This is a genomic window from Chryseobacterium sp. 1B4 (assembly GCF_036631475.1).
Lineage (GTDB): Bacteria > Bacteroidota > Bacteroidia > Flavobacteriales > Weeksellaceae > Chryseobacterium.
This window is the reverse complement of record NZ_JAPNUF010000013.1, coordinates 94,346-115,687: the sequence shown is the minus strand read 5'-3', so window position 1 is coordinate 115,687 and position 21,342 is coordinate 94,346. Positions and strand designations below refer to the sequence as shown.

Sequence of the window (21,342 nt, the reverse complement as noted above, 5' to 3'; positions counted from 1 at the left end):
AGTAGAAAAAGCGCTACTCTAACTGTATACAAAAAGCTTCTCAATAATTGAGAAAACTTTTTCCCCTGCAATTTCTGAAAAAAGGAATATTTTTCGCGTAATATTTTGCATATTTGTAGAAAATACGGGTCATGCAAAAGAAAAACTACGCAACGTAAGAAAAAGAAAAGGTATCACACAACAGCAAGTGGCAGATTTCATGGCTACAGATGTATCTAACTACTCCAGAAAGGAAAGTGGTGATGTATCTATAAGAAATGACGAATGGGAAAAAATCGCCCGCTTTCTGGAAGTTCCTGTAGAAGAAATCTATGAAGAAGATGAAGCGAAACTGATCAATAATTTTGAAAATAATACCAATAGTAATAATATTGGAACAGTAAGCAATACAGTAAGCAATAATGAAATTGCAACAGTAAGTGGAAATTATTATTGCAACGTCCCTGAATTTCTCCTGGAAAATCAAAAAGACTATATAGAGCTTCTGAAAAAGGAAAACGAAAGGTTACGGGAAGCCCTTAAGAATAAAGAATAAAAAACTCAGCAATGTGCTGAGTTTTTTTGTCATTGCTAGCAATGACAAAACCTTATTTCTGCGGTATAGTGTCACCATAATCTTTCTTCTCTAGCGAAAAATTTTTAGCCGCTTCTATCAGAAGTTGAACATGAATCAGAACCAAATAGTTCCAATACATTGACAATTATTTCAAGTCCATCAAAAAAATTCCACGACATTTAATCTCAGAGTTTATTAATTATTACCCTCCAGCTTATGTACTTTCTTCGTTCCTTCATACATTTCGTACTGTAAAAATCTTGTTTCCAGTTTTCCGTTGTTAATAGTCTCTATACTTTTGGTTTAAAACCTGTTTTTGTTCTATTATATAAACCATCTTGACTTAAAGCAAGCATATAATACTATAGAAATAAAGAAAATCATTACTGAACAAGTAAAAAGAAGCAATTTGAACAGTGTTTTAAAGTAATAAAATTCCAAAACATAGAGAACAAAAAATACTAAGAGTGAAATACCTGTCCCTATTAAACAAGCTATCACTAAGGTTTGTGTATAGTTTTGCGCCGGTAGAGAATCTTTAAAAACAATAAAAAACAAAAATGCTGCGAATGTCAGTGCCGCCGCACTTACTTTCTCTGTGAAATATCTGGATTTTTTGATTCTTTCTTTTGAGGCTTTTCATCATAATTTAAGCTTTTTCTGTCAGAAGAAGCTGAACCTGACGGATCAGAGGAGCTAAACAACCTCATCGCATCCACAATGATATCAAATATTTCAAAAAATTCCACGACATTTATTCTCAGAGTTTATTAATTATTACCCTCCAGCTTATGTACTTTCTTCGTTCCTTCATACATTTCGTACTGTAAAAATCTTGTTTCCAGTTTTCCGTTGAAAAGTTTGATTTTTCTGGAAGGACGCAATCCGATTTTCTTCACTGCTTCCAGATCAGAGGAGATCAGCCACGCCAGTGTATTCGGATAATTTGTTTTAAAGGTATCCCCGATCTTTTTGTAGAAGTCATCATCATTAATGGAAATTCTCTCATCATATGGCGGATTAAATACCATTAATAACGGGAACAGTTCTTTTTTAGAATCAAAGAAGTTTTGTTTTTTAATCTCAATAACATCTTCCATTTCTGCCGCTTCCACATTCATTCTTGCCGCATTCAGCATTCTTGCATCAATATCGTATCCTACAATTTTCCCGTCAAACTGTCTGATTCTGTTTACTCTGAATTCTTTGATCTTTGCAAACAGATCTGCATCGTAGTTATTCCAGTTCTGGAACCCGAATCTCTTTCTGAAAATCTGTGCCGGAAGATCCATCGCGATCATCGCAGCTTCAATCAGCAATGTTCCCGAACCACACATGGGATCAAGAAAATTTCCCTTTCCGTCCCAGCCTGCCAGCTGAAGCATTCCGCTTGCCAGAACTTCATTGATAGGTGCTTCCCCTTGCTCTCTTCTGTAGCCTCTTTTAAATAAAGGATCTCCGGAAGAATCCATGGAAATCATCACCAGCTCCCGGTCAATATGGAGATGGAATTTAATATCCGGGTTTCTCGTTTCCACATTCGGGCGTCTTTTGAATTTTTCCTGGAAATAATCTACAATGGCATCCTTCATTTTCAGAGTGACAAACTGAGAATGTTTGAATGTTTCAGAGTTTACCGTAGCATCAATAGAGAAAGACTGGTCAACATCCATGAAGTTTTCCCACTCAAATCTGAATAACCTGTCATAAAACTGATGCTGATTAAAAGCTTTAAATTCATGAATCGGCACCAATATTTTCAATGCTGTTCTTGCAGAATAATTGATCTTATAAAGAAAACCAAGATCTCCTTCACAATTTACCGCTCTGTTTTTAATTTCAACATTTCTACCCCTAATTTCTTGATTTCTTCTGCCAGAATCTGCTCCAATCCGAAGAATGTCTTTATCTGTATTTTAATATTTTCTGTATCCATAAGTATGTATTAAAAGATTTAAAGCTTTAATAATTAAAAGATTAACCATCCGATTTCTTCCCCAATTGAATTTTTCAATCTCTTAATGTTGTAAAATACTTTGCTTTTAACCGCACAAATTTAACTATTTTTGCGTTATGGAATGGTTTGAATCTTGGTTTGATACCCCTTATTATCATTTGCTTTACAGCAACAGAGACTATACTGAAGCTGAAAACTTCATTACAAAGCTCACTGCGGATCTCCAGCTTCCGCCTCAGTCGAAAATCATAGATCTTGCCTGCGGTAAGGGAAGACACTCGGTTTTCCTCAACAAATTAGGGTATGATGTTTTGGGATTGGACCTTTCAAGACAAAGTATTGAATCTGACAAACAGTATGAAAATCAAACCCTGCTTTTTGAAGTTCATGATATGAGAAACCCGATTGATGCAGATCCTATGGATGCGGTATTCAATTTATTTACGAGTTTTGGGTATTTTGACAATGAAAACGATGACAAAAAGGTATTTCAGTCGGTTTACAATGTTTTAAAACCGGGAGGATATTTTGTACTGGACTATCTGAATGAGGAATTTGTAAGAAATACTTTGGTTCCTGAAACCACGATTAACCGTGGGGATATTGAATTCAGAATCCTTAAGAAGATCGAAGGCAGGCATATCATCAAAGATATCCGTTTTGAAGCAGACGGTAAACCTTTTCATTTCTTTGAAAAAGTAAAGCTTCACACCTTGGAAGCCATCCACAGTTATGCTTCTGAATGTGGGTTTGAAAGAATTAAAATCTGGGGAGATTATCAGCTGAATGAATTTAAAAAAGAAAATTCCCCGCGATGCATCAATTTATTTAAGAAAAAATAATGACAACAGTATTTTTACTGATTTTAAGTGTCGTAACAGGAGTATTTCTGGGAAAATACTTTGGTAAGAAAGAGAAGCTGGCCAAAAACCTTCTGATATTAAGTGCCGGCTTTCTGATTACGATCTGTCTCAACGAAGTTTTTCCCCAGGTTTATACCTCATCCGGAAGCAGCAACCTTGGGATATTCGTTATCGCAGGAGTACTTCTCCAGATGATTCTGGAGGCTCTTACCAAAGGTTTTGAGCACGGACACTTCCATCATCATAATGAACATAATATTCTTCCCGTTGCTTTAATGGTGGGATTATTCATCCATGCTTTTATTGAAGGAATTCCTTTGGCTAATGAACAGCACGAGATGTCGCCTTACCTTTGGGGAATTGTATTTCACAATCTGCCCATATCATTTATTCTGGGAGCATTTTTATTTAACAGAAAAGGAGAATCAAAAGCTTCCTCATCTTATCCCTCTATTCTCATTGTAGCCTTATTTGCACTGGCTTCTCCCATGGGAATGTTATTGGGGAATTATTTCAATCCGGATCTTCAGCCTTATTTTCTGGCTGTTGTAGGCGGAATTTTCCTGCATATTTCATCCGTTATCATTTTTGAAAGCAATAAAAATCACAATATAGACTGGGTAAAAATCGGGCTGGTTGTTTTAGGAGTTTCACTTGCATTGATGATGCATCTTTTTCACCAGCATCCCACTGCTCATTCTCATTAAAAAAATAAAAAGCTCCGGAATATCCGGAGCTTTTATTATATAGCTTACGTAAAGCTTAGAATTTCCATCCTAATGTAAGGAAGAAATTATTTCTGTTGTTTTTCACATCGCTTACAGCATACGAATCACTTTCAAAGATTTTACTCGAAGAATAATAAGATGAGTCAAAATTATCCCCCATATATCCTCTCATAAAAGGGTTGGTATATTTAGAGGAGATGTTCTGATAAGATGCATCGATGTAGAATGATTTGAAATCATATCCGATACCGAATGAAAGCGTATTTCTGTCACTTAGCATCAGATTGCTGTAAGACTGGTCACCCACAGTACCGGCATCATTAAACCTGCTGATTGTAAGGGCATCAAACGGACTTGACTGGTAAGAATACCCACCTCTCAGTCTGAACTGCTGTACCCGGTACTCAGCTCCTACTCTTACTTCCGAAAGGTTCTTGTAATTATCTTTAAAGAAGTCATTCAATTCTCTTTCTGCACCTCCATATACTTTATAATCAGGTTTTGTAAGGCCAAGGGTATAATCTACGTTTAATGAGAAATTTTTACTTGCTACAAAAGCTGCACTCACAGTTGCTTTAAGCGGTGAAGTAAACTTTCTGTTTTCAGCACCCATATCATCTCCGTAAACAGGATCGTTGTAGAAATAATAATTTCTGTCTATTGTCCAGAATGTAGGCGTCTCAAGGGATGCTCCCACTCTGAAATTAGGGCTTAGCTTTCCGATCACCCCTAAGGAAGCTGAAAAACCTGAAGATCTTTCTGAATAAGGGGTATCCTGCTTACTGAATCCTTCCGTAGAATTATTTGCCAGATTTCGATAAAATAAGCTGTCATACTGGTCCAGTGAAGCATTAAAGAAATTAAAACCTGCTCCTAAATATAAATTATGATTATAATTGGCCCCAACCCCAAAGCTCATCTTTGACAAATTACCATACCTTTCATACATATGGCCTGCCAATGCAGCATCTTTGGTGATATCATCCTTATCAAAAGCATACACGATATTATTATTTCCCGGTGACTGGATTACATTGTCCAGCGTCTGGTTGGAGAAATTAATACCTATATTGATAAACTTCCATCCTGTTTCTGTCATCAGAGGAAAAGCAATGATTCCTCCGGCATTTCCAAGATCACCTTTCGTTTTGCTATAATCTATGGTAGCTCCCGCTAAAGAACTGCTGTTTTTATTTCCTAAAATAGATAAAGTTCCTGAAACCTCTCCTGAAATAGCTACTCCTAAACCTGCAGGGTTCGTAAGCAAAGAATTTGCATCACCACCCAGCGCACCATTAGCTCCAGCCATTGCATTAAACTTAGCTGATCCCACCATAGGAGTACTTGAGTAAACTTCTACAGTATTTCTTATCACAGAAACATCCTGAGCCTGCGCATAAAATGCAGCAGAAATACTCATTAATACTAAAGATTTTTTTAACATTATTTTTTTATAGTTTATTAGTTTGAACAATTATCTGAAGCCTCCTCTGCCGCCGCCACCGGATCTCATTCCGCCGCCGCCAGAAGAACCACCTCTGAAGCCTCCGCCTCCGCCATTGAAACCTCCGCTGGATCTGAAACCTCCGGAATCATTAGATCTGAAGCCTCCGTTATTGTATCTTGGCTGTGGCTGCTGATAATTATAGTTAGGTCTTGTTTGTGGTGCAGAATTACGGAATCCACCATTGGACTGAGTATTTCTGAAACCTCCTGAACTTCCGTTTCTGAAGCCTCCGGAGTTGCCCCTGAAGCCCCCATTTGAGTTAGAGTCTCTGAAACCGCCGTTATTGGTGTTCCTGAATCCGCCATTTCCGTTGCTATTTCTGAATCCTGAGTTAGCTGTATTCGTTCTGTAAACTGCGTTGGCTACCCCTGTATTCTGGAATCCTCCTCCACTGATACCGCTTCTTCTGTAAACAGGTCTGTTGTAATAGCCGCCACCCCAGTAGCCTCCTCCGTATCCCCAATATGGGTTTCCGTAGTACCCGCCCCAGAATGGATCATAATATCCTCCCCAATAAGGAGAGTAGCCCCAGTATGGACTTCCCCATCCGAAAGAGCCTCCCCAGCCCCAGCCGAATGATCCGCCCCATCCCCAGGAAAGGCTTGCACCCCAGCCCCAGCCGCGGTTCCAGCCCCATCCCCAATATGGGCTATAACCACCATACCATCCCCACGGAGATCCCCATCCCCAAGAGTTGTCATAGTAGTTTGTCTGAGAACCTGCATAAAGTCCCCAGTCGGAATCTGTAGCAGTGGTATTCCAATTTGGATTGGTCCCGCTCCAGTCATTATATCTGTTCTCCTGCTCACGGTTATTCGCCTGTGCATTCTGAATTACATTGGAATCCTGATAGTAGTCATAATATTCTCCTACTCTGTTTCCGCTATCATTGATGATAACTCCTTCAGGTAGCGTATCCTTATTGGGGTCGTAATACACCCCGTCTGTCTCGCTATACCCTCCCATCTGAGCACCACAAGACACAAGTAATAATCCGCCTGATATAGCCAGAATCCCTTTGGATCTTAGCAGACCAAGCAAATTTTTATGTATATTTCTTTTCATGATAACGTAAAAATTTTTAATTTAAATTATATTTGCAATCTGTACCAAAAATGTACCAAAATACTGGTAAAAAAATCTATCAAAAATAGATTTTTATTTTTAGATAACAATAATGTACAAAAGTTAAAAAAATTAAAAAAAATAATGGCAAAATTAACCTCAAGAAGCGAAGATTACAGCAAATGGTATAATGAGCTGGTTGTAAAAGCTGATTTAGCTGAAAACTCAGGCGTGCGTGGATGTATGGTGATCAAACCGTATGGCTATGCGATCTGGGAAAAAATGCGTGATGAAATGGATAAGAAATTCAAGGAAACAGGTCACGTTAACGCATACTTCCCGCTTTTTGTGCCCAAGAGCTTGTTTGAGGCAGAGGAAAAGAATGCAGAAGGTTTTGCAAAAGAATGTGCTGTTGTTACCCACTACAGATTAAAGACGGATCCGGATAACCCATCCAAGCTGATCGTGGACCCGGATGCAAAACTGGAAGAAGAACTTATCGTTCGTCCTACTTCAGAAGCTATTATCTGGAACACATACAAAAACTGGATTCAGTCTTACAGAGACCTACCGATATTGATCAACCAATGGGCTAATGTTGTCCGTTGGGAAATGAGAACACGTCTTTTCCTAAGAACTGCTGAATTCTTATGGCAGGAAGGGCACACTGCTCACGCTACAAAAGATGAAGCCGTTGAAGAAGCAGAAAAGATGAATAAGGTATATGCAGATTTTGCAGAAAACTTTATGGCTATTCCTGTTATCCAGGGGTTAAAAACACCTTCTGAGAGATTTGCAGGAGCTGATGAAACTTATTGTATTGAAGCATTAATGCAGGACGGAAAAGCCCTACAGGCCGGAACTTCACACTTCCTGGGTCAGAATTTTGCAAAAGCATTTGATGTAAAATTCACCAACAAAGAAGGAAAAATTGAACATGCATGGGCAACGTCCTGGGGAACTTCAACCCGTCTGATGGGAGCTTTGATTATGACACACTCTGATGATTTCGGATTGGTACTGCCTCCTACTCTTGCACCAATTCAGGTAGTAATAGTTCCTATTTTCAAAGGGGAAGAGCAATTGGAACAAATCAGCGAAGTGGCTTTGGGTATTCAGGCTAAACTGAGAGCAAAAGGAATTTCTGTGAAATTTGACAATGATACTCAGAACAAACCAGGATGGAAATTCGCAGAATACGAACTGAAAGGAGTTCCTGTAAGAATCGCCATGGGACCAAGAGACCTGGAGAACAGATCTGTTGAAATCGCAAGAAGAGATAATCTGACAAAAGAAGTTCGTTCTATCGAAGGACTTGATTCTTATATCGAAGATCTGTTGAAAACTATTCAGCAGGATATTTACAACAAAGCATTTGAATTCAGAAAAAATAATATCACCAGGGTGGATACTTATGAAGAATTCAAGAAAGTTCTGGAAGAGAAAGGAGGATTTATCTATGCTCACTGGGATGGTACTGCTGAGGAAGAGGAACAGATCAAGGAAGAAACAAAGGCAACCATCAGATGTATTCCTTTGGATGATGATATAGAAGAAGGTATTTCACTGATCTCAGGCAAACCGTCTAAAAGACGTGTGTTATTCGCAAAAGCTTATTAATAATTTTAATGATTTTAAAAAAATCATTAATTTTTAAAGAAATATTCAAAAAAGGTGACATTTGGACGGATTTTTTGTTTAAATTTATCTCAACATTAATCCAAAAAAATTTATTATTATGTCTTTAAATGTCATTGATTTAATTAAAGGACAATTAGGTCCCGCTTTGGTTTCACAGGCTGCATCGCAGTTTGGAGAAAGTGAATCCGGTATTTCTAAAGCAATTGGCGGATTATTACCTGCTGTAGTAGGAGGATTAGCCAATAATGCAGATAAGCCTGGCGTTGTGGATGCTATTACACAAGCCTCTTCAAGTGGAATTTTGGGAAATTTATTAGGCGGAGCGTCTAATAACCCTATTATTTCGAACTTGCTATCTTCAATATTTGGAGATAAAATAAGCGGACTGGTAAATTCCATAGCCAGTTTTTCAGGAGTGAGTAACACCACTGCAGGTTCTTTATTAAACCTGGTGACCGGAGCTACAGTAGGCACTGTTGGAAAATATGCGGCCGACAATAATCTGGGGGCTTCAGGTATTTCCAGCTTACTGAATGATCAGAAAGGCATTGTTTCTTCTCTCCTGCCTGCAGGTCTTTCTTTGGCATCCTTCGGATTAGGAGCTGAAAATTGGTTTGGACAGGCAAAAGAAACTGTTTCTTCAGTAACCTCTACAGCTAAAGATAACATCGCTGAAAGTGTTGCTACAGCAAGAGAAAATGTTTCAGAAGGAGCTAGAGAAGTAAGAGAAAGATTTGAAAATAACAACAATAATAATCAAGGCGGAGGCTCAATCTGGAAATGGTTGCTTCCGCTTTTATTATTAATAGCTGCTGCTTATTTCTTATGGAAACAGTGTGAGAAAAAGCAGACCACTACAACTACTACCACTACGTCTGATTCAACAGCAGCCGGTTCAGCTACTGATACAGCTGCTGCTACAGGAACAGCAACACCTGCACCGGCAACCGCTAAAACTGATGAAAACATTGACCTTAACGGGGTAATGTTAAAAGGTTACAAAGGCGGAATGGAAGACCAGATGATTTCATTCCTGAAATCCGGAGGCTACAAAAATGCAGCTGATGATTCTGCATTGAAAGATAAGTGGTACGACTTCGATCACGTTAATTTCAAAATGGGAAGTTCTACTGAACTTGAAGCAGGCTCACAAGGACAGCTGGATAACTTAGTGGCTATCCTTAAGGCTTTCCCGGATGCAAAAATCAAAATCGGAGGATACACTGATAAAACAGGAAATGAAGCTTCCAACGTTAAACTTTCCCAGGCAAGAGCTGATTATATCAAATCTGCTTTAGCTAAAGCAGGTGTTGGAGGTCAGGTACTTGGTGCTGAAGGCTACGGAAGTAAATTTGCTAAAGTTGACGCAAAAGCTTCTGATGCCGAAAGAGCTGCTGACAGAAAAATGTCTGTAAGATTTGCCAAATAATCTTTAGACTCAATAAAAATTAAATCCCGGAAAATAGTTTCCGGGATTTTTTTATCTCATGATTTTTCTGTTTACATTTATTTAATTAAATTTGTTAGTCATTTCTAACATTTATGAATTTCAATATAAAAAGCGCCTGGCGAAAAGATAAAACAAATCATTCCTTATCAGAGGTTTATTCATCCATCAAAGTACCTAAAAATGCAACTTTCTGGAGAAAATATCTTGCCTTTGCAGGACCGGGATTAATGATTGCCGTAGGTTATATGGATCCGGGAAACTGGGCAACGGATATTGCAGGAGGAGCTCAGTTTGGGTATACACTTCTTTCAGTGATTCTTATCTCCAATATTTTTGCAATGGTTTTACAGCACTTATCTGTGAAACTCGGAGTTGTTGCCGAAAGAGATCTTGCACAGGCCTGCAGGGACCACTTCAGCCCAACCACCAATTTTATACTCTGGGTATTCTGTGAAATAGCGATTGCAGCCTGCGATCTCGCCGAAGTCATCGGATCTGCGATTGCCTTAAATCTGTTATTTCATATTCCGCTGACCTGGGGTATTGTTATCACAACGGTAGATGTGTTAATTATCCTTTTGCTTCAGGCGAAAGGCTTCCGGTGGATCGAGAGTATTGTAGGCGGGCTTATATTCATTATTCTGGCTTGCTTCATGTACGAAATTGTTATTTCCAAACCTGCGTTTAATGAAATTCTGGGAGGGTTGGTCCCACAAAAAGAAATTATTCAGAATCCTGCTATGCTTTATATTGCGATCGGGATTTTAGGAGCTACGGTAATGCCCCACAACCTGTATCTGCACAGCAGTATTGTACAGACCAGAGATTATGCCCGTGATACAGAAGGGAAAAAAGAAGCTATAAAGTTTGCCACTATCGACAGTACAGTTTCATTGATGCTGGCTTTCTTCATCAATGCAGCAATCCTTATTCTGGCTGCAGCCACATTCCATACAACCGGAAATGAACATGTTGCAGATATTCATGATGCCTATAAAATGCTGACTCCCATTTTAGGAGCTTCAATGGCAAGTATTGCCTTTGCTATTGCTTTGTTGGCATCAGGGCAAAACTCTACGCTGACAGGAACTCTTGCCGGTCAGATCGTGATGGAAGGATTTCTGAATATCAGATTAAAACCATGGCTTCGAAGACTGATCACAAGGCTTATTGCTGTAATTCCTGCACTTATTGTTGCTATACTTTACGGCGAGCAGGGAACGACAGAGTTATTGGTTTTAAGCCAGGTAATTCTATCTATGCAGTTAAGTTTTGCAGTGGTTCCATTGGTAATGTTCACCAATGATAAAGCCAAAATGGGTGAATTTGTCAATAAACCCTTTCTTAAAATCTGTGTTTGGATTATTTCCATCATTATTATTGTTTTAAACCTATATCTGCTCTACCAGACATTTGCCGGAAAATAAAAAATAAAAAATACAGCTATAGTTTTAAATTGGCTATTGGACATTGTTAGGTCAATGGTCAATAGTCAATTTTTATTTCGCAAAGTCAATTCTTAATGCTGGACAATTACCAATTCACCATACATCGCTGCTCATTTTTCTGCCTTAATGTCCAGATTTCAGATTTGGCAGGTTCTTTGTGAAACAATCTGTAAATAAATATTGAATTATGGAAAACCAGGATATTAACGAAGAAAGCATCAATAATCAGGAAGAAAACAATGTTCAGAATGACGCAACACCTCAGGACAATGTGACAGCTACTCCTTCTGCGGAAGAACTTTTGGCAGAAGAAAAAGACCGTTACATCAGATTGTATGCTGAATTCGAGAATTATAAAAAGAGAACAAGCAAAGAGAAGATGGAATTCTTCCAGTATGCCAACCAGGAGATGATGGTTTCAATGTTAGGGGTTTTAGATGATTTTGAAAGAGCATTAAAAGAAATCGCTAAAAACGGAAATCCGTCTGATCTGCAGGGTGTAGAACTGATCTATCAGAAATTCAAGAATAAACTTACTGAAAAAGGCTTAAAAACAATGGAAGTAAAGGCTGGTGACAGCTTTGATGTTGATTTCCATGAAGCGATTACCCAAATCCCTGCTCCATCAGAAGATTTGAAAGGAAAGATCGTAGACGTTATTGAAACAGGATACACTTTAAATGATAAAGTAATCCGTTTTGCAAAAGTGGTAACAGGAAATTAAAATTCATAAATGATAAATGGTGAGTGATAATTGATGAATGTTTCACTTATTAGCTTTACAATATCTTTTATCATTTATCAACAATCAATTATAAAATTGTCATGTCAAAAAGAGATTATTACGAGGTTCTTGAGATCAGCAAATCTGCATCAGGCGACGAAATAAAAAAAGCATACCGTAAAATGGCCATTAAATATCACCCGGATAAAAATCCAGGGGATAAAGAGGCTGAAGAAAAATTTAAAGAAGCTGCTGAGGCTTACGAAGTTCTGAGCGACGATCAGAAACGTGCCAGATACGACCAGTTCGGGCATGCCGGAATGGGTGGAAATGGTGGTTTCGGAGGCGGAGGCTTCGGAGGCGGAATGAACATGGAAGATATTTTCAGTCAGTTTGGAGATATTTTCGGAGGCGGTTTCGGAGGTTTTGGTGGCGGCGGTGGCCGTCAGCAGGTAAAAGGTTCTAATTTAAGAATCAGAATCAAGCTGAACCTTGAGGAAATGGTAAACGGAACTCAAAAAACCATTAAAGTAAAAAAGATGAAGATGGCAGAAGGGGCCACTTCAAAAACATGTCCTACCTGTAACGGTTCCGGTGTTCAGATAAAAGTAATGAATACGATGTTTGGCCAGATGCAGACACAGACTACCTGTGGTACATGTCAGGGAATCGGAAAAGTTGCCGATAAAATTCCTGCCGGTGCCAATGCACAGGGTCTTGTTAAGGATGAAGAGGAAATTACAATCAATATTCCTGCAGGGGCAAGAGACGGTATCCAGCTGAATGTAAGAGGAAAAGGAAATGATGCTCCGTTCGGAGGAACTCCAGGGGATTTATTGGTGATCATTGAAGAGGAAATAGATCAAACCATCAAGAGAGAAGGTGATAATCTTCATCAGGAGCTTTACGTTTCATTTGCTGAAGCCGCTTTGGGAACCAAAAGGAAATCCCTACAGTAGGCGGAAAAGTAAAAATCACTGTTGATCCGGGAACACAGTCCGGAAAGATCTTAAGATTGGCAGGAAAAGGACTTCCAAGTATTGACAGCTATGGTAAAGGAGACATGTTCATCCACATCAATGTATGGACACCACAGAAGCTTACCAAAGAGCAGAAAGACTTCTTTGAAAAGCAGATGTCCAGCGGAGAAATGGTTGCAGAGCCATCCGGAAAGGAAAAAACTTTTTTTGATAAAGTAAAAGATTTATTCAATTAATATAGAAAAAGAGACTTTTTACAAGTCTCTTTTTCTTTGTTCAAAATTTAGCATCGAAAGGTTTTAAATTATATTTCAGCCACATCATAAAAAATCCTGCACCCTTTCCGGTACAGGATTTTTTGGTTATTTAATTCTAATTCTGTTTATTTTTTTGTTGCCAGGGAATAAATTGATTTTCCTAAAGTGAATACTGCTACTGCAGCAATCCCTCCTACAAGACCAAATGTAAACTCTTTCAGCATAGCCGGCCATGTTGGAAGCAATTCATGCAGGTAATGAATATTGTGAGCAAAAATACCGCCTGAAACCAGGATCAGAGCAACAGTTCCCACAATTCCCAGAAGTTTAATAATAACGGGCAATGCTTTTACCAATAAATGTCCGATCTTGGAAAAAAATCCTTTATCATGACTTTTTCTGATCAGGCTGAAACCGGCATCATCCATTCTCACGATCAATGCTACAATTCCATACACCCCAACCGTTGCCAAAAATGATACAAAAGTTACTGTTAAAATCTGTGTAAGGAGCGGGTGTTCCTGCTGAATAACAGTTCCCAATGCAATAATTACAATCTCAATGGAAAGGATAAAATCTGTTCTGATGGCTGAGTTTATTTTCGCTTTTTCAGAGGCTTCGGAATTTTCTTCTTCATCACTTTCTTTAATGACTTCATGTCCTTTTTTGGAACGGTGAAACAGGAATTCTATAATCTTTTCCACTCCTTCAAAGGCAAGATAGATTCCACCTAAAATAAGAATCATTTCAATAGCCGGCTTATAGAGCCAGTTGAGCAGAAAAGCGATGGGAAGAATAATCAGTTTGTTGATAAATGAACCTTTGGTAATAGCCCACAGCACAGGAAGTTCTCTTGAAGAAAGAAAGCCCGTAGCTTTTTCTGCATTTACGGCCAGGTCATCTCCTAAAATTCCCGCTGTCTTTTGTGTAGCAATCTTACTGGTAACCGCTACATCATCCATCAATGCTGCAATATCATCTAAAATTGCAAAAAAGCCTGATGCCATATTTTAATAATTTTTTAATCTTTGTTAAGTTCAGCAAAAATAAATATTTAATTCCGTTTTTGAATTCATAATCTGACAATAATTTTGAAAATTATAAGATCGATTAAACAATGCTTAGCTTTCAATATTTTATATCTTTGTTTAAAATCTATCCGATGGATGAAAACTGGGAAACCCAATTACAAAGTATATGGCTAAAACTTGGAACGATAAGCGATGAAGAGTTTATTCAGCAAATTGAAAATCATGTAGAATTGCTTACCATTAAGGATGATCAGGCTATTGCTGATTTTGAAAGAGCGTGTGCTTTTGACTCCACCGGACATGAAAAGGAAGCAGAGCCTTTGTACAGATCAGCATTGGATCAGGGATTAACCGGCTTACGAAGAAGGAGAGCAAGAATCCAGCTGGCAAGTACCTTAAGAAATAACGGAAAAACAGAGGAAAGCATCCGTATTTTAAGGGAAGAAAAAGCCCGTTATTCTGATGAGCTGAATGATGCGGTAGATTCTTTTTTAGCACTATCCCTTTCTTCAGCGGGAATGTATGAGGAAGCTTTATCACTAACCCTAAAGGCAATTTCACATCATTTACCACGATACAGCCAGTCTCTTTACCGTTATGCAAATGCTGTGTATAAAGAATTGCCATAATATTTCTTTATTTTTGATTCTATGAAAAAACTCATTCTCAGGTATCATTTTTTCGTGATGGGATGCATTGGCTTCGTGCTGCAGTCCTGCAATACGAAATTCAGAGTCTGGGTAGGCCCCGGAGGCCAGCAGAAAATCTATAATCTCAAATATGGTGAGCATAAAAGGCAGAAAATGGATGTCTTTCTTCCCAAAGATTATGCTGAAGATACTCCTGTCGTTCTTATCGTTCATGGCGGAGCCTGGAGTTTAGGTAAAAAAGAGCATATGATCCAGATTCAGAAAATGCTTTTTGAAAACAGGATTCCAAGCATCAATATGAATTATAGATTGGTTTCTGCAAAGAAAAAATCACTTACAAGCAACAGCTTGAGGATATTGGCCAGGTGATTGAAAAATTTAATTCACTCACGGATAAAGCTCAGCTTCAGCCCAATAATTATATCCTTCTGGGGGAGAGTGCCGGCGGGCATCTGGCTCTTCTTTACGGATACCAGCATCCCGAACAGATCAAAAAAATCATTTCACTAAGTGGACCAACAGATTTTTCAGTTCGCAATATCTTAAATCCTTTTATTCAAAATATACCTCTCCTACTATCCAGAAAGTGGTAGGTACCAAATTCGACCGCAAAAATGTTTCCGAAGCCTTTAAGGCAGCCAGCCCTATTGCAAATATTACCAATGTTCCTACACTGTTATTTCAGGGAAACAATGATGTCCTGGTCAATCAGCATCAGGGAATTGCCATGGATTCGGCGCTTACCCGGATGAATGTTCCGCACAAATTTGTCTTTATGAAAGGAGCAGGGCATGCACCAAGGTTCTTCAGTAAAAGAAAAAGAGACAGTATTATTTATCCTAATATCCTGGAATGGATCAAAGAATAAAACTCCTGAAGGGACTTTATTTTATTTAACGCAGAGGTTAAAATGATTCCACCGTTCCGTTTTAAGAGCAAAGAGAAGTGACTTTGTCACTGATGAAGCTAACGAATATATCTCCATACACTTAGAAAGAATCAATTTCATTGATTTCTGCCTTTGTGCTCTTAAAAGAATACTCAATACAAATTAATCTTTGCGTTTAAGCAATAAAAAAGCCATCTCATATTGAGACGGCTCTATATTTTTGATTGAATCTAATTCTTATTCAAAGTCCTGATCTTCGTATTTGGATAAATCTTCCTTTTTCCGAAAACAAACTTGATGATTACCGGAAGTGTAGTTACCAATACAATTACAATAATGATATACTCCAGTTTTTCTTTTAGGTTGATTCCAAACTGTTCCATAAAGAGCTTATCCAGATAATGTCCTGCAAAGATCAGAATGAACGACCATAATACGGCACCAATAATATTATCTCTTAAAAATTCTTTTTTGTCCATCTTCACGATACCGGCTACAATAGGGGTAAATGTTCTTACAACTGGTAAAAACCTTGCCATAATCACTGCCAGCGCTCCGTGTTTTTCAAAGAAATCATGTGCCTGATAAAGATATTTCTTTTGAAAAGCATTGAATCTGGTCTTTTATACAAAGCTGGTCCAGCCTTTCTTCCGAAATAATATCCCACTTCATTTCCAATAACGGCTGCAAGGGCTACTCCTGAAGCTAATAGTGTAGTATCTAAGAAATCGCTCCCTGTAGAGCCAAAAGTCTCTTTGATAATTTCAACGGCATAAATCCCTGAAACGAATAAAAGTGAATCTCCCGGCAGGAAAAATCCTACAAAAGCCCTGTTTCAGCAAATACGATAAACAAAATAAGCCAAAACCCTCCCATTTTAATATAAAACTCAGGGTTTAATAAATCCTTCCAGCTATTGAAATCTTCCATAAATATCGATGAACAACAAAAATAGGTCTAAAATGTCTGAAACAAAAATTAATTATAAGATTTTAACTAAAATTCAAACATGATTTTTATAAGTCGAGGTCATCATCGGAAACTGCCGTCCCATCGGCCATTAAGAATGCTTTCAGGAAAGGAGTGATATTACCGTTCATAACAGCATCCACATCTGACGTTTCATGTCCTGAGCGTACATCTTTTACCAGCTTGTAAGGGTGCATGACGTAATTTCTGATCTGGCTTCCCCACTCGATCTTCATTTTGTTGGCTTCTATCTCGTTTCTGGCTTTCATACGTTCTTCCAGTTCCATTTCGTAAAGCCTTGAACGTAAGAGCTGCATGGCTTTTTCTTTATTCTGAAGCTGGGAACGGGATTCGGAGTTTTCGATGATAATGCCGGTTGGAGCGTGACGAAGACGTACAGCGGTTTCCACCTTGTTTACGTTCTGCCCTCCGGCTCCGGAAGCTCTCATGGTTTCAAAACTGATATCGGCCGGGTTGATATTGATCTCGATGGTATCATCCACCAAAGGATAAACATACACGGAAACAAAGCTCGTATGACGCTTCGCATTACTGTCAAAAGGTGATATTCTTACCAGTCTGTGAACTCCGTTTTCTCCCTTCAGATATCCGAAAGCATATTCCCCTTCAATTTCAAGGGTTACAGTTTTCACTCCTGCTACATCACCTTCCTGGAAGTTCAGTTCACGGATTTTATACCCCTGCTTTTCTGCCCACATGGTATACATTCTCATCAGCATGGATGCCCAGTCACAACTTTCTGTTCCTCCTGCTCCTGCTGTAATCTGAAGAACGGCAGAAAGCTCATCCCCTTCATTGGAAAGCATATTCTTGAATTCAAGGTCTTCAATTTTTCCACCAATTGCGGAAATGTTTCATCCAGTTCTTTTTCAGAATCCGGATCTTCTTTGGCAAAGTCAGCCAATACCTGCAGATCTTCAAACTGTGTCTGAATCTCATCATAGCTTTCTACCCATTTTTTCTTGGAACGAAGCTGTTTTAAAAATGCTTCAGCCGTTTTTGGATTGTCCCAAAATTCCGGAGCCGCAGTTTTTTCATCATCATTGGCTATTTCAATCTTCTTTTTCTCAATCTGAAGATACCTGTGTAAATCTTCAATTCTGGATTGAACTTCTTTTATCTGGTCGTTGTTAATCACGAATGTTTCTTTTTTGCAAAAATAAGGAATTCTTTTAGAGTGGAGAGAGGCGGGTTAAAGTTTTGGATCCGAAGTTCGGGTTCCGAGATGGAGTTCAAGGTCTGAATTTGAAATTTAAAGAAGACAAAATATTTTTCCTTTATATTTATACTTTAAAACAGGTTAAATGGATATCAAATCAATGATTGGATTAATCAGCGTAAGGGAAATTTTGCTCAGTTAAAAAAGCTTATTATTTCAATGAATATAATGCCTGGTCTTTCTAAAAACAGTTTTGACCACTTAACAGAAAAGCTTCTTCAACAACTGGAAAAAGGAGCTGATCAGGAAAAGCTGGAAAATATTATAGAAACCGAGTTGGGAGTCACTTACGGTCTTTACAGGTCTGAGTTTATTGCTGAAGACATTGCAAAACCTATTTTAAAGTGGTGGGAAAACAGCTAAATCACTCATTGATAATTTCAGCTTCAAAACTTCTTCTAAGATATTCTTTTGCTTGTTTACTTTCCGATTTGAACCCTGCCATAGTTAAAGCGTAGACAAACAGGAGCATGCCTAAAGGAAGAAAAAGCTCTACCGCTATTTCTTTTTCTCTTATAGCTCTTAGAGAAACACCTATGAAGAAAATCAGGGCAAATGAGCACCAGACTATTAAAAAAAGAAGACAAATGCATGTAGCGACATGGTTACCTGTATCTGGGTTCCGTTATTTTCATTTTGAATTCTACCGTTTATCTGGGGAAGAAAAGAATTTCTATACTGAATAACTCTGCTTATTTCAAAGCTATTATTATTCACAGATCCTTCATAGTCTTTTATATAATTCTTTCCCAAACCAAATTTTTTAGGTTCTACAAAACCGGAAAGTCTTGTTAAAACTTCCTGTTCAGACAAGTTTGTTTTGTAAGTAATACGTTCAAATGGTAAGTATTTCATGAGTATCAACGTAGTATTTATATCATTTCTGCTATCATCTCACCAATTTTGGGGGCTAAAGCTACTCCCATTCCTGAAAGCCTAACGGCGCAAAACTGTCTTTCAGAAACCTGTTTTACAATAGGTGTTTTTTCCGGACCCATTGCCATTATTCCTGACCAGCGGAGTGCAATTTTAAAGTCTTTATGAGGAAGAATAACTTCTCTTAAAAAGTTTTCCAGGTGATTCTGCAGAAATTCTGTGGTTTCAAAAGCAGTGGTTTCTTCGGTTTTAAAATCCTGATTTCTTCCACCGCCCAGCAATATCCTGTTTCCTAGATTTCTGAAATAATAATACCCTTCATCATAATGGAACGTTCCTTTAAGCTTCAAACCGTCTATCGGTTCTGTCAAAATAACCTGTCCACGGGCAGGAGCGATATTTTCTTTTACCAAAAACTTTGATGTGAAAGCATTGGTACAATAAATTACTTTACCAGCTGTTACTGAAACATTGCCGGAAAGATAAACCTCAGCATTTTCTGCTCTTTCTTCAATCTTCAGGACTTCTGTTCCGAATAAAAACTCAACCTTCAATTCATAACATTTTTCCAGCAGCTTTTGTAACAGTTTCCCCGAATGAAGGCTTCCTTCACATGGGTTTTCTATCAGGAATTCAGATTTTTCAAGTCCGAATTCCTGTATTTTATCCTGTTTCGGAATATACGTTTTATCCAGTCCGGTTATTGATTTCAGTTTTTCATTAACACTATCGATATGAGTTAAAGGTCCTTCATTATTTACAATTTCATAACCTCCTTCAAGTTCAAAATCAATTTCATCATTTTTAAAATAATGCTGAATTTTCTGAAGCCCATCAAATCTCATTGTAACAAGCTCCAGTGTTTTTTCCCAGCCCATTTTCTCAGAATCAGCAATGATTTCGGTAAGGCTTCCAAAACAGGCAAACCCTGCATTTCTTGTTGAAGCGCCTAACGGAATAGCGCTTCTTTCAACAATTACAACAGATTTTTCAGGATATTTCTCTTTGACAGCTATCGCAGTCCAGAGTCCGGAAAATCCTGACCCTATGATGATAACATCTCTTTTCCTATAGAAAGTGTCCAGCTCCCAGATGCTGTTCATAAATAATGAGTGATTTTTATAAAACCTTAAACTTTAAACATCGAACGATTACCCTTTATCTCCCCCATCATTATGTTGAAAACCGATGGCTCTTTGTGGCTCTTCCACTACTCTGTAGGTTTCCAGTTCATTTTTCAATGCCTGAATTCTGAACTGAAAATCATCAAAATTATTGATAATTACATCAGCCAGGAATCTTGCTACCTGATCAAGATATTCTTCAGTGAGCTTGGATCCGGCATCCCTTAAGGCACCGTTTAAAAGATTCTGGTCGATCTTCAGTTTTTCGTTTCTGGTTTTCTGGTAAAGGTTTTTAATCCTTTTCTTTAAGCTTTGGGTAAAGTCGATCAGCATGGTATTGCTGAATGCCTTCATCTTTGAAGAGATGTCATGCCAGAAAGGAATTTTATCCGCTTTGTTGTTTTTAAGGATTTTATACAATAAAGAATCTTCCTCAAGACCTCTTGTCATGGCATAAAGAATAATTTCAGAACGTTCAGAAGCATTAGGAGGAAAAACAGGGATCAGCACATCAAATCTTCCGGGTGCCAGAATTTCCTCATCAATTTCTGCCACAAATTAGCTGAGCCTACCATCAGAACTCCTTCTTTTTCAAATTTGCTGATATAATGAAGAATAAGCTCCTGCGCTTCCAGATTACAGGAAGCAACATCCGTCTCTGCTTTTCGCTGCATCATAATTTCGTCAAAATCATCCATGAAAAGAAGCATTTTATTTTCCTTCATCATGCTCAGCAGAAAATCACTGAAATTGATTTCGTTGCCGTCAATCAATGAAGTTCCGAGATAGTGTTTTTTGACTTCTTTAAACTGATAACCGATGATTTCAGCAATCTTGTTGGCCCAGAATATCTTACCGCTTCCGGGAGGCCCATACAGGATAATTCCTGCCGGTTTGTTGATTCCCCAATCCTTGATCTGCTGCGGATTGAGGAAGGGTTCCAAAACAGTGGAGGTATAAAAAAACAGGTCCCTGTATCCTATGAAATCTCTTTGCTGCAGACTGGTTTTATGCCCGAAATAATCATACACAAACTGATAGTTTCCTCCCAGTTTATTATCAATTCCATAACTTGATACAGAAGATTTGAAAAAACCGTTATCGAAAATATTAAGGTTATTATCTTTGATGACCTTTTCAACCTTGTCTTTTGGCTGCTTGATCACTTCTGCAATCTGCTCCAGGGTCTTATTTTTATCAAGATCTTTTTCGTATAACCTTAGAAAATCTACATTTTCACGGGCAAACTTTTCAAAATCTTTCTTTACCTCAAAGTTGGTACTGATACAGTCTACCAGTTCAAGATCAAAATCCTGAATAAACTGTTTGATGGCTTCTGCAGATACATTTAATTCTTCTGCCAGTTCAATTAGCTTCATAACTGTTG

Annotated in this window: 20 protein-coding genes and 3 pseudogenes; 13 read left to right on the top strand and 10 right to left on the bottom strand. The window is 38.2% G+C overall.

What is annotated here, in order from left to right:
- The first annotated feature begins 70 nt into the window (after positions 1-70).
- Positions 71-535 carry a helix-turn-helix domain-containing protein gene (locus OWR28_RS26050; RefSeq protein ID WP_494168545.1) on the top strand — a complete coding sequence of 155 codons (465 nt, stop codon included), beginning with the start codon at positions 71-73 and terminating at the stop codon, positions 533-535.
- A 791-nt stretch (positions 536-1,326) separates the two neighbouring features.
- On the opposite strand, the pseudogene OWR28_RS26045 reads toward OWR28_RS26050, so the two are convergent.
- Positions 1,327-2,492, bottom strand: a pseudogene (locus OWR28_RS26045) (THUMP domain-containing class I SAM-dependent RNA methyltransferase).
- A 137-nt stretch (positions 2,493-2,629) separates the two neighbouring features.
- Here OWR28_RS26045 and OWR28_RS26040 point away from each other — a divergent pair.
- Positions 2,630-3,355, top strand: coding sequence for a class I SAM-dependent DNA methyltransferase (locus OWR28_RS26040; protein WP_332389117.1), 726 nt, complete (start codon positions 2,630-2,632; stop codon positions 3,353-3,355).
- Positions 3,355-4,083 carry a ZIP family metal transporter gene (locus OWR28_RS26035; protein ID WP_332389116.1) on the top strand — a complete coding sequence of 243 codons (729 nt, stop codon included), beginning with the start codon at positions 3,355-3,357 and terminating at the stop codon, positions 4,081-4,083. Before OWR28_RS26040 ends, OWR28_RS26035 begins: the two co-directional genes overlap by 1 nt.
- Before the next feature lie 55 nt (positions 4,084-4,138).
- Here the strand turns inward: OWR28_RS26035 and OWR28_RS26030 are convergent, their stop codons facing one another.
- Both OWR28_RS26030 and OWR28_RS26025 read right to left on the bottom strand, forming a co-directional pair.
- On the bottom strand, positions 4,139-5,524 hold the full coding sequence (locus OWR28_RS26030) for an OmpP1/FadL family transporter (protein WP_332389115.1): 1,386 nt from the start codon (positions 5,522-5,524) through the stop codon (positions 4,139-4,141).
- 54 nt (positions 5,525-5,578) lie between these two features.
- Entirely contained in the window at positions 5,579-6,676 is a 1,098-nt protein-coding gene (locus tag OWR28_RS26025) for a prolyl-tRNA synthetase (protein ID WP_332389114.1), read from the bottom strand.
- A 144-nt stretch (positions 6,677-6,820) separates the two neighbouring features.
- Between OWR28_RS26025 and proS the strand changes: the two genes are divergently transcribed.
- The 5 genes and pseudogenes from proS to dnaJ all read left to right on the top strand — a co-directional run bounded on the left by proS (position 6,821) and on the right by dnaJ (position 13,155).
- Positions 6,821-8,296 carry a proline--tRNA ligase gene (gene proS / locus OWR28_RS26020; RefSeq protein WP_332389113.1) on the top strand — a complete coding sequence of 492 codons (1,476 nt, stop codon included), beginning with the start codon at positions 6,821-6,823 and terminating at the stop codon, positions 8,294-8,296.
- Positions 8,297-8,414: 118 nt separating this feature from the next.
- Positions 8,415-9,746 carry an OmpA family protein gene (locus OWR28_RS26015; protein WP_332389112.1) on the top strand — a complete coding sequence of 444 codons (1,332 nt, stop codon included), beginning with the start codon at positions 8,415-8,417 and terminating at the stop codon, positions 9,744-9,746.
- Between the two features lie 113 nt (positions 9,747-9,859).
- Positions 9,860-11,194, top strand: a complete 1,335-nt coding sequence (locus OWR28_RS26010) for an Nramp family divalent metal transporter (RefSeq protein WP_332389111.1) — start codon at positions 9,860-9,862, stop codon at positions 11,192-11,194.
- Positions 11,195-11,399: 205 nt separating this feature from the next.
- A complete protein-coding gene (locus tag OWR28_RS26005) occupies positions 11,400-11,939 on the top strand; it encodes a nucleotide exchange factor GrpE (protein WP_332389210.1) in 540 nt (179 codons plus the stop codon).
- Between the two features lie 101 nt (positions 11,940-12,040).
- Positions 12,041-13,155: pseudogene (gene dnaJ, locus OWR28_RS26000) on the top strand (molecular chaperone DnaJ).
- A 146-nt stretch (positions 13,156-13,301) separates the two neighbouring features.
- Here dnaJ and OWR28_RS25995 read toward each other — a convergent pair.
- Positions 13,302-14,183 (bottom strand): DUF808 domain-containing protein, encoded by an 882-nt coding sequence (locus OWR28_RS25995; protein WP_332389110.1) that lies wholly within the window; start codon positions 14,181-14,183, stop codon positions 13,302-13,304.
- Between the two features lie 110 nt (positions 14,184-14,293).
- On the opposite strand from OWR28_RS25995, the gene OWR28_RS25990 reads away from it, so the two are divergent.
- Genes OWR28_RS25990 through OWR28_RS25975 form a run of 4 tightly spaced genes read left to right on the top strand, consistent with a single transcriptional unit; the run spans position 14,294 to position 15,725 of the window.
- Positions 14,294-14,836, top strand: a complete 543-nt coding sequence (locus OWR28_RS25990) for a tetratricopeptide repeat protein (RefSeq protein WP_332389109.1) — start codon at positions 14,294-14,296, stop codon at positions 14,834-14,836.
- A 21-nt stretch (positions 14,837-14,857) separates the two neighbouring features.
- Positions 14,858-15,226, top strand: a complete 369-nt coding sequence (locus OWR28_RS25985; RefSeq protein ID WP_332389108.1) for a hypothetical protein — start codon at positions 14,858-14,860, stop codon at positions 15,224-15,226.
- Entirely contained in the window at positions 15,223-15,450 is a 228-nt protein-coding gene (locus tag OWR28_RS25980) for an alpha/beta fold hydrolase (RefSeq protein WP_332389107.1), read from the top strand. The genes OWR28_RS25985 and OWR28_RS25980 overlap by 4 nt, the downstream gene beginning before the upstream one ends.
- Positions 15,444-15,725, top strand: a complete 282-nt coding sequence (locus OWR28_RS25975) for a prolyl oligopeptidase family serine peptidase (RefSeq protein WP_332389106.1) — start codon at positions 15,444-15,446, stop codon at positions 15,723-15,725. The genes OWR28_RS25980 and OWR28_RS25975 overlap by 7 nt, the downstream gene beginning before the upstream one ends.
- A 251-nt stretch (positions 15,726-15,976) precedes the next feature.
- Here the strand turns inward: OWR28_RS25975 and OWR28_RS25970 are convergent.
- Together OWR28_RS25970 and prfB are read right to left on the bottom strand one after the other, a co-directional pair.
- A pseudogene (locus tag OWR28_RS25970) lies at positions 15,977-16,676 on the bottom strand (DedA family protein).
- Positions 16,677-16,762: 86 nt separating this feature from the next.
- A protein-coding gene (gene prfB, locus OWR28_RS25965) for a peptide chain release factor 2 (protein ID WP_332389105.1) occupies positions 16,763-17,874 on the bottom strand; the annotation gives its coding sequence in 2 pieces (ribosomal slippage) (positions 16,763-17,565 and positions 17,565-17,874; 1,113 coding nt in all).
- A 240-nt stretch (positions 17,875-18,114) separates the two neighbouring features.
- Here prfB and OWR28_RS25960 point away from each other — a divergent pair.
- On the top strand, positions 18,115-18,318 hold the full coding sequence (locus tag OWR28_RS25960) for a hypothetical protein (protein WP_332389104.1): 204 nt from the start codon (positions 18,115-18,117) through the stop codon (positions 18,316-18,318).
- Between the two features lie 207 nt (positions 18,319-18,525).
- Here OWR28_RS25960 and OWR28_RS25955 read toward each other — a convergent pair whose 3' ends face one another.
- The 4 genes from OWR28_RS25955 to OWR28_RS25940 are packed head-to-tail and all read right to left on the bottom strand — an operon-like array spanning position 18,526 to position 21,334.
- The gene (locus OWR28_RS25955) at positions 18,526-18,768 is read right to left on the bottom strand and encodes a hypothetical protein (RefSeq protein ID WP_332389103.1); all 243 of its coding nucleotides are present in this window, start codon (positions 18,766-18,768) and stop codon (positions 18,526-18,528) included.
- Positions 18,769-18,827: 59 nt separating this feature from the next.
- Positions 18,828-19,934 carry an NAD(P)/FAD-dependent oxidoreductase gene (locus OWR28_RS25950; RefSeq protein WP_332389102.1) on the bottom strand — a complete coding sequence of 369 codons (1,107 nt, stop codon included), beginning with the start codon at positions 19,932-19,934 and terminating at the stop codon, positions 18,828-18,830.
- A gap of 48 nt (positions 19,935-19,982) precedes the next feature.
- Positions 19,983-20,510 (bottom strand): hypothetical protein, encoded by a 528-nt coding sequence (locus OWR28_RS25945; RefSeq protein WP_332389101.1) that lies wholly within the window; start codon positions 20,508-20,510, stop codon positions 19,983-19,985.
- On the bottom strand, positions 20,459-21,334 hold the full coding sequence (locus OWR28_RS25940; protein WP_332389100.1) for an AAA family ATPase: 876 nt from the start codon (positions 21,332-21,334) through the stop codon (positions 20,459-20,461). The genes OWR28_RS25945 and OWR28_RS25940 overlap by 52 nt, the downstream gene beginning before the upstream one ends.
- Positions 21,335-21,342 lie beyond the last annotated feature (8 nt).

Excerpts from the sequence above, each read along its gene's own strand:
- OWR28_RS26040 (WP_332389117.1), top strand. The coding sequence starts at position 2,630 with ATGGAATGGTTTGAATCTTGGTTTGATACCCCTTATTATCATTTGCTT.
- OWR28_RS26035 (WP_332389116.1), top strand. The coding sequence starts at position 3,355 with ATGACAACAGTATTTTTACTGATTTTAAGTGTCGTAACAGGAGTATTT.
- OWR28_RS26030 (WP_332389115.1), bottom strand. The coding sequence starts at position 5,524 with ATGAGTATTTCTGCTGCATTTTATGCGCAGGCTCAGGATGTTTCTGTG.
- OWR28_RS26025 (WP_332389114.1), bottom strand. The coding sequence starts at position 6,676 with ATGAAAAGAAATATACATAAAAATTTGCTTGGTCTGCTAAGATCCAAA.
- proS (WP_332389113.1), top strand. The coding sequence starts at position 6,821 with ATGGCAAAATTAACCTCAAGAAGCGAAGATTACAGCAAATGGTATAAT.
- OWR28_RS26015 (WP_332389112.1), top strand. The coding sequence starts at position 8,415 with ATGTCTTTAAATGTCATTGATTTAATTAAAGGACAATTAGGTCCCGCT.
- OWR28_RS26010 (WP_332389111.1), top strand. The coding sequence starts at position 9,860 with ATGAATTTCAATATAAAAAGCGCCTGGCGAAAAGATAAAACAAATCAT.
- OWR28_RS25995 (WP_332389110.1), bottom strand. The coding sequence starts at position 14,183 with ATGGCATCAGGCTTTTTTGCAATTTTAGATGATATTGCAGCATTGATG.
- OWR28_RS25990 (WP_332389109.1), top strand. The coding sequence starts at position 14,294 with ATGCTTAGCTTTCAATATTTTATATCTTTGTTTAAAATCTATCCGATG.
- OWR28_RS25985 (WP_332389108.1), top strand. The coding sequence starts at position 14,858 with ATGAAAAAACTCATTCTCAGGTATCATTTTTTCGTGATGGGATGCATT.
- OWR28_RS25960 (WP_332389104.1), top strand. The coding sequence starts at position 18,115 with ATGAATATAATGCCTGGTCTTTCTAAAAACAGTTTTGACCACTTAACA.
- OWR28_RS25950 (WP_332389102.1), bottom strand. The coding sequence starts at position 19,934 with ATGAACAGCATCTGGGAGCTGGACACTTTCTATAGGAAAAGAGATGTT.
- OWR28_RS25940 (WP_332389100.1), bottom strand. The coding sequence starts at position 21,334 with ATGAAGCTAATTGAACTGGCAGAAGAATTAAATGTATCTGCAGAAGCC.